Origin of the sequence: Burkholderia sp. HMSC10F09 (assembly GCF_001806955.1) — a bacterium.
GTDB classification, from domain to species: domain Bacteria; phylum Pseudomonadota; class Gammaproteobacteria; order Burkholderiales; family Burkholderiaceae; genus Burkholderia; species Burkholderia multivorans.
Genome location: NZ_KV786800.1, coordinates 1 through 6,325 on the forward strand (window position 1 = coordinate 1; position 6,325 = coordinate 6,325).

Consider the following 6,325-nt stretch of genomic DNA (forward strand, 5'->3'; position numbering starts at 1 on the left):
CTGCCGCGGCATCCGGCACGCGCGCGCCGGCGCTGCCGGGGCTCGGCTGGGGCGTTGCGCTCGTCGTCGCGCTGGCGGCAGCGGGCGGCATCGCGATGTCCGCGCATCGCGCAGCGACCGACCGCACGGTCGACGAACTGGTCGCGAGCCACGTGCGCGCGGGGTTGTCGGCGCGCGATATCGACGTGATCTCGACCGATCGGCACACGGTCAAGCCGTGGTTCAATGGGCGGCTCGACTACGCGCCGCCGGTCGAGGATCTCAGTGCGAACGGCTTCGTGCTCGTCGGCGGTCGGCTCGACTATGTCGACCGACGGCGCGTCGCGGTGCTCGTGTACCGCTACCGGCAGCACGTGATCGACATCTACGTGTCGCCGGCGGGCGACGGACGCACCGCACCGTACACGACCGTGTCGCAGGGCTACGCGGTCGATCGCTGGACGGCGGCCGGCATGACCTGGTGGGCCGTGACGGACGCGGAGCCGTCGGCGCTCGCGGCGTTCCGGGCAGCGCTATCGGCGCGCATCGGCGCGGCCGGCGGCGAACAATGACGCCGGTTGGCGAGGCGGCGGGGCGGTGAACGACGGACACCCGACCATCCCGCCCGCGCCGGAGCCCGGCACCGCCGGAGCCCGGCACCGCCGCAGCCCGGCGCCGACGCAGCCCGGCACCGACGCACGCCGCGCTCCGTCCCGATATTCCAGAACGCACGCGCGCCGCGAGCGCCGCGCGGCACGGCAGCCGCTCAAGTGATTGAAAACACGGCCGAATCGGGCGGCAAATCGTCGATCGGCATTGCACGCGGCGCGTATCCGGGTTAGAATCTTCGGCTTCTCACTTGCCACACCGGTTCAGACGCCCGGGTGGCTTCTATCCACAAGGAGTGTGTAATGCGTCATTACGAAATCGTCTTCATCGTGCACCCCGATCAGAGCGAGCAAGTGCCCGCGATGATCGAGCGTTACAAGACCACGATCACCTCGCACGGCGGCCAGATCCACCGTGTCGAAGACTGGGGCCGTCGCCAGCTGGCCTACATGATCGAGAAACTCGCGAAGGCTCACTACGTCTGCATGAACATCGAGTGCGACCAGACGACGCTCGACGAACTCGAACACGCATTCAAGTTCAACGACGCCGTGCTGCGTCACCTCATCGTCAAGATGAAGAAGGCCGAAACCGGCCCGTCGCCGATGATGAAGGAAGTTCAGCGCGAAGAAGCCAAGAAGGCGGCTGCCGCTCAGCCGACCGAAGCGCAGGCTTAAGCTCGTCTCGATTAAGCCACCAAGGAGCACGCCACTCACGTGAACAGGTTGCAATTGACGGCAAGCGTCGTCGAGCGCGCAGCGGTGCGATACACGCCCGCCGGCGTTCCGATCGCGAGCGCGACGTTGCAGCACCGCACGGAAGTCGTCGAAGCAGGCATTCCCCGTCAGGTCGAAATGACGATCGAGGCGGTGGCGGCCGGCGACGCGAGCGGCAGGCTGGAGCAATGTGAACTCGGCGTCGAGACGCTGTTCACGGGCTTCCTGGCAAAGAAAAGCCGCAACGCGCGAACCTTGGTGTTTCACATCACAGCATTGCAGGACATTGGAAAGGACTGAACATGGCCCGCCCCACTGGTAAGAAATTCGACAAGCGTCGTCAGCAACAAAACCCGCTCTTCAAGCGCAAGAAGTTCTGCCGCTTCACGGCAGCCGGCGTCGAGCAGATCGACTACAAGGACACGGAAACGCTGAAGGACTTCATCGGCGAAAACGGCAAGATCACGCCGGCGCGTCTGACGGGTACGAAGGCGCACTATCAGCGTCAGCTGGACACGGCAATCAAGCGCGCACGCTTCCTCGCGCTGCTGCCGTACACCGATCAGCACAAGGCGTAATCAGGCGACGCAATAAGGAGAATTCGAATGCAAATCATTCTGTTGGAAAAAGTCGCCAATCTGGGCAACCTCGGCGATATCGTCAAGGTCAAGGACGGTTACGCTCGCAACTTCCTGATCCCGAACCGCAAGGCTCGCCGTGCGACGAAGGAAGCGATCGCCGAATTCGAAGTGCGCCGTGCAGAGCTCGAGAAGATCGCCGCTGAAAAGCTGGCGGCTTCGCAGGCTGTCGGCGAGAAGCTGAACGGCCAGTCGTTCGAAATCACGCAGAAGTCGGGCGTGGACGGCCGTCTGTTCGGCTCGGTCACGAACGCGGACGTCGCGGAACTGCTGAAGAAGGCCGGCTTCGACGTCGAGAAGTCGCAGGTTCGCATGCCGGAAGGCCCGCTGAAGATGATCGGCGAGCACGGCGTTCAGGTCGCGCTGCATACGGACGTCGTCGTCGACGTCACGATCAACGTGATCGGCGACCACGCGTAAGCGTACGCAACACTTGCCGGGCGGCACACGCCGCCCGGACAGGGGCAGGCGCCCGGGCAACCGGGGCCTGCCTTTTTTGTTGGCCGATCGCCGGCGACGAACTGGCGTCGCGGCCCGCAATTCGCGATAATCCCAACCCATGAACGCGCCGCAAGATCCACAAATCGAATCGCTGAAAGTCCCGCCGCACTCGGTCGAAGCCGAGCAGTCGGTGCTGGGCGGCCTGTTGCTCGACAACGCGGCATGGGACCGGATTGCCGATTTCCTGTCGCAGAGCGACTTCTATCGTTACGACCACCGGATCATCTTCGAGCATATCGGCCGGCTGATCGCCGCCACGCGTCCGGCCGACGTCGTGACGGTGTTCGAAGCGCTGACGACGTCCGGCAAGGCCGACGAAGTCGGCGGCCTCGCCTATCTGAACGCGCTCGCGCAGAACACGCCGAGTGCGGCGAACATCCGCCGCTATGCGGAGATCGTGCGCGACCGTGCGGTGTTGCGCCGGCTCGTGTCGGTCGCCGACGAAATCTCGGCCGATGCGTTCAATCCGCAGGGCAAGGAAGTCCGCCAGCTGCTCGACGAAGCCGAAGCGAAGGTGTTCTCGATCGCCGAAGAGGGCGCACGCGGCAATCAGGGCTTTCTCGAGATCGGTCCGCTGCTCACGCAGGTCGTCGAGCGGATCGACACGCTTTATCACACCGCGAACCCGAGCGACGTCACCGGCACGCCGACCGGCTTCGTCGATCTCGACCGGATGACGTCGGGCATGCACGGCGGCGAGCTGATCATCGTCGCCGGGCGGCCGTCGATGGGCAAGACCGCGTTCTCGATGAACATTGGCGAATACGTCGCAGTCGAGTACGGGCTGCCGGTCGCGGTGTTCTCGATGGAAATGCCGGGCACGCAGCTCGTGATGCGGATGCTCGGCTCGATCGGCCGGCTCGATCAGCACCGCATGCGTACGGGCCGCCTCACCGACGAGGATTGGCCGAAGCTGACGCACGCCGTGCAGAAGATGAGCGAAGCGCAGCTGTTCATCGACGAGACGGGTGGCCTGAACCCGATGGAACTGCGTTCGCGCGCGCGGCGTCTCGCGCGGCAGTGCGGCAAGCTCGGGCTGATCATCGTCGACTATCTGCAGCTGATGTCGGGCTCGTCGCAGGGCGAAAACCGCGCCACCGAAATCTCGGAAATCTCGCGCTCGCTGAAGAGTCTCGCGAAGGAACTCGACGTGCCGGTGATCGCGCTGTCGCAGCTGAACCGCGGCCTCGAACAGCGTCCGAACAAGCGCCCGGTGATGTCCGACCTGCGCGAATCGGGCGCTATCGAACAGGACGCGGACGTGATCCTGTTCATTTATCGCGACGAAGTCTACAATCCGGACAGCCCGGACAAGGGGACGGCCGAGATCATCATCGGCAAGCAGCGTAACGGCCCGATCGGTCCCGTTCGGCTCACGTTCCTGGGCCAATACACGAAGTTCGACAACTTTGCAGGGGCGCAGAACTTCTACGGCGAGTAACGCCGGATGTAAACCCCTATTTAGCCAAACGTTGTATCCCGTCCGGCGCGCGCGCATGCGCGCGTCGCGCCGTCAGCGGAAACGGTACAATGTCGCCCGTTTTCGTGACAGTCGTTTGACAATCTCTCAGGAATCCCATGTTCGGTCGATTCATGCCCACCGAGGGCAAGTTCTTTGAACTCTTCAATGCGCACGCGAAGCACATCGTTTCCGGTGGCCGCGAGCTCGAACTGCTGATCGACAATCTCGCCGACGCCGAGATTCACAAGCAAAACGTGCAGACGGCGGAGAAAGCCGCCGACAAGCTGACGCACGAAGCGATCGATCTGCTGCACAAGACCTTCATCACGCCGCTCGATCGCGACGAGATCCACAAGCTGATCACGACGATGGACGACATCCTCGACCTGATGGAAGACGTCGCGACGGCCGTGTCGCTGTACGACGTGCAGTCCGTCACGTCGGAAGCGAGCCAGCTCGCGCACATCGTCACGCAGTCGGCGCAGCACGTTCAGCAGGCCGTCGCGCTGCTGTCCGACATGAAGCAGTCCGCGCAGATCCTCAAGCAGTGCGAGGAAATCGACCGCTGGGAGTCCGAGGCCGACCGCGTGCTGCGTGCGGCGATGTCGAAGCTGTTCCGCGAGGAAGACGACGTGAAGACGCTCATCAAGCTGAAGGCGATCTACGAACTGCTCGAGGAGATCACCGACAAGTGCGAGGACGTCGCGAACATCATCGAAGGCATCGTGCTGGAAAACGCCTGAGCGGATCACGATGCATTCGATACAACTCGCCCTATGGATGGTCGCGACGCTGGTGCTCGTCGCGCTCGTATTCGACTTCATGAACGGCTTCCACGACGCGGCGAACTCGATCGCCACCGTCGTGTCGACCGGGGTGCTGAAGCCGCAGCAGGCCGTCGTGTTCGCGGCGGCCTTCAACGTGATCGCGTATTTCATCTTCCACCTGAAAGTCGCGCAGACCGTCGGCAAAGGCACGATCGATCCGGAGATCGTCGATCACTACGTCGTGTTCGGCGCGCTGGTCGGTGCGATCGGCTGGAACGTGATCACGTGGTACTACGGGATTCCGTCGAGCTCGTCGCACGCGCTGATCGGCGGGCTGGTCGGCTCCGCGCTCGCGAAATCGGGATGGAGCGCACTGAATGTCGACGGGCTGATGAAGACCGTCGCGTTCATCTTCATTTCGCCGCTGCTCGGCTTCATTCTCGGCTCGCTGTTCATGCTCGGCGTGTCGTGGCTGTATTTCCGTACCGCACCGAGCAAGGTCGACCGGCGCTTCCGCCGGCTGCAGCTGCTGTCGGCCGGGCTCTATAGCCTCGGCCACGGCGGCAACGACGCGCAGAAGACGATCGGCATCATCTGGATGCTGCTGATCGCGTCCGGCTACGCGTCGGCGACGTCCGATGCGCCGCCTGCCTGGGTGATCGGCGCCTGCTATCTGTCGATGGGCCTCGGCACGCTGTTCGGCGGCTGGCGCATCGTGCGTACGATGGGCCAGAAGATCACGAAGCTGAAGCCGGTCGGCGGCTTCTGTGCGGAGAGCGGCGGTGCGATCACGCTGTTCGTCGCGTCGTTCCTCGGCATTCCGGTGTCGACGACGCACACGATCACCGGCGCGATCGTCGGTGTCGGCGCGACGCAGAAGCTGTCGGCCGTGCGCTGGGGTGTTGCCGGCAACATCGTGTGGGCGTGGGTGCTGACGATTCCCGCATCCGCGCTGATCGCCGCCGGCGGCTGGTGGCTCGGGCACCGGATCTTCTGATTCCGACGCGCAATCCGGTCGCCGCTTCGAGAAAAGGGCGCCGCATGCCGAACAGGCTGCGGCGCTTTTTTTGTGTGCGGCAGCGCGCGTGTGTGGGAAGCACGGCGGCGGTCGTAGACGATGAATCGGCAGGGAAGCCGGCCATCGATACGATCGGGAAGCAGGTGAAACGATGGCGGCTTAAGCCGCTCAATGCGGACCGCGCGCCACGATGGTGTGGACATCCCTCGACGTACGTGAATCGAGAATGCGGGCCCGAGGGCGTCAGTAGCTGCCGTTCGCGAAGCGGGCGATCGGGTCGTCGGCCGTGCCGGTGCGGGCGCCGACCGGCGCGGACTGCGTCGACGCGCGCAGCACCTGAACGGCGGCCGGCTCGCTATTGCGCGACGGCGCGGCGGCAGCCGGCGGTTCGGCATCGAATGCGGCGGCTTCCGCGGCGGTCAGCGCCGTCGTCGGAATCGGCGTGCCGACTTCCGGCGTGCCGGCCGGCATCGTGTTCGACGTCGCGGCGATCGCGTCGCCGCCCGCGGACGCTGCCTGTTGCCGGGCCGCGGACAAGCGGGCCGGCGGCGGCTCGTAGGGATCCGCAGGCGCGGCTGCCGCAGTCGATACAGTCGACACGGGCGCGGCTGCCGCGGCGACGGCCGCGGGCGGTG

At 64.9% G+C, this 6,325-nt stretch carries 8 protein-coding genes and 1 pseudogene; 8 read left to right on the forward strand and 1 reads right to left on the reverse strand.

The window, feature by feature from the left end; all coding sequences use genetic code 11:
• The 8 genes from HMPREF3115_RS19620 to HMPREF3115_RS19655 all read left to right on the forward strand — a co-directional run.
• The coding region (locus HMPREF3115_RS19620) for an anti-sigma factor family protein (RefSeq protein WP_371089503.1) at window positions 1–551 on the forward strand (551 nt) is incomplete at its 5' end.
• Window positions 552–890: 339 nt separating this feature from the next.
• Complete coding sequence (gene rpsF, locus HMPREF3115_RS19625; RefSeq protein ID WP_006402295.1) at window positions 891–1,265, forward strand: 30S ribosomal protein S6; 375 nt, start codon at window positions 891–893, stop codon at window positions 1,263–1,265.
• Between the two features lie 39 nt (window positions 1,266–1,304).
• Window positions 1,305–1,604 (forward strand): primosomal replication protein N, encoded by a 300-nt coding sequence (gene priB, locus HMPREF3115_RS19630; RefSeq protein ID WP_006402296.1) that lies wholly within the window; start codon window positions 1,305–1,307, stop codon window positions 1,602–1,604.
• 2 nt (window positions 1,605–1,606) lie between these two features.
• Window positions 1,607–1,882, forward strand: a complete 276-nt coding sequence (gene rpsR, locus HMPREF3115_RS19635; RefSeq protein WP_004193360.1) for a 30S ribosomal protein S18 — start codon at window positions 1,607–1,609, stop codon at window positions 1,880–1,882.
• 27 nt (window positions 1,883–1,909) lie between these two features.
• Window positions 1,910–2,362 (forward strand): 50S ribosomal protein L9, encoded by a 453-nt coding sequence (rplI, locus tag HMPREF3115_RS19640; protein ID WP_006402297.1) that lies wholly within the window; start codon window positions 1,910–1,912, stop codon window positions 2,360–2,362.
• A 139-nt stretch (window positions 2,363–2,501) separates the two neighbouring features.
• Complete coding sequence (locus tag HMPREF3115_RS19645; RefSeq protein WP_006402298.1) at window positions 2,502–3,884, forward strand: replicative DNA helicase; 1,383 nt, start codon at window positions 2,502–2,504, stop codon at window positions 3,882–3,884.
• A 137-nt stretch (window positions 3,885–4,021) separates the two neighbouring features.
• Entirely contained in the window at window positions 4,022–4,648 is a 627-nt protein-coding gene (locus HMPREF3115_RS19650; protein ID WP_006402300.1) for a DUF47 domain-containing protein, read from the forward strand.
• A 10-nt stretch (window positions 4,649–4,658) separates the two neighbouring features.
• Window positions 4,659–5,669 carry an inorganic phosphate transporter gene (locus HMPREF3115_RS19655; protein WP_006402301.1) on the forward strand — a complete coding sequence of 337 codons (1,011 nt, stop codon included), beginning with the start codon at window positions 4,659–4,661 and terminating at the stop codon, window positions 5,667–5,669.
• Between the two features lie 264 nt (window positions 5,670–5,933).
• Here the strand turns inward: HMPREF3115_RS19655 and HMPREF3115_RS32605 are convergent.
• Window positions 5,934–6,325 (reverse strand): annotated as a pseudogene (locus HMPREF3115_RS32605) (peptidoglycan endopeptidase); the annotation flags it as partial.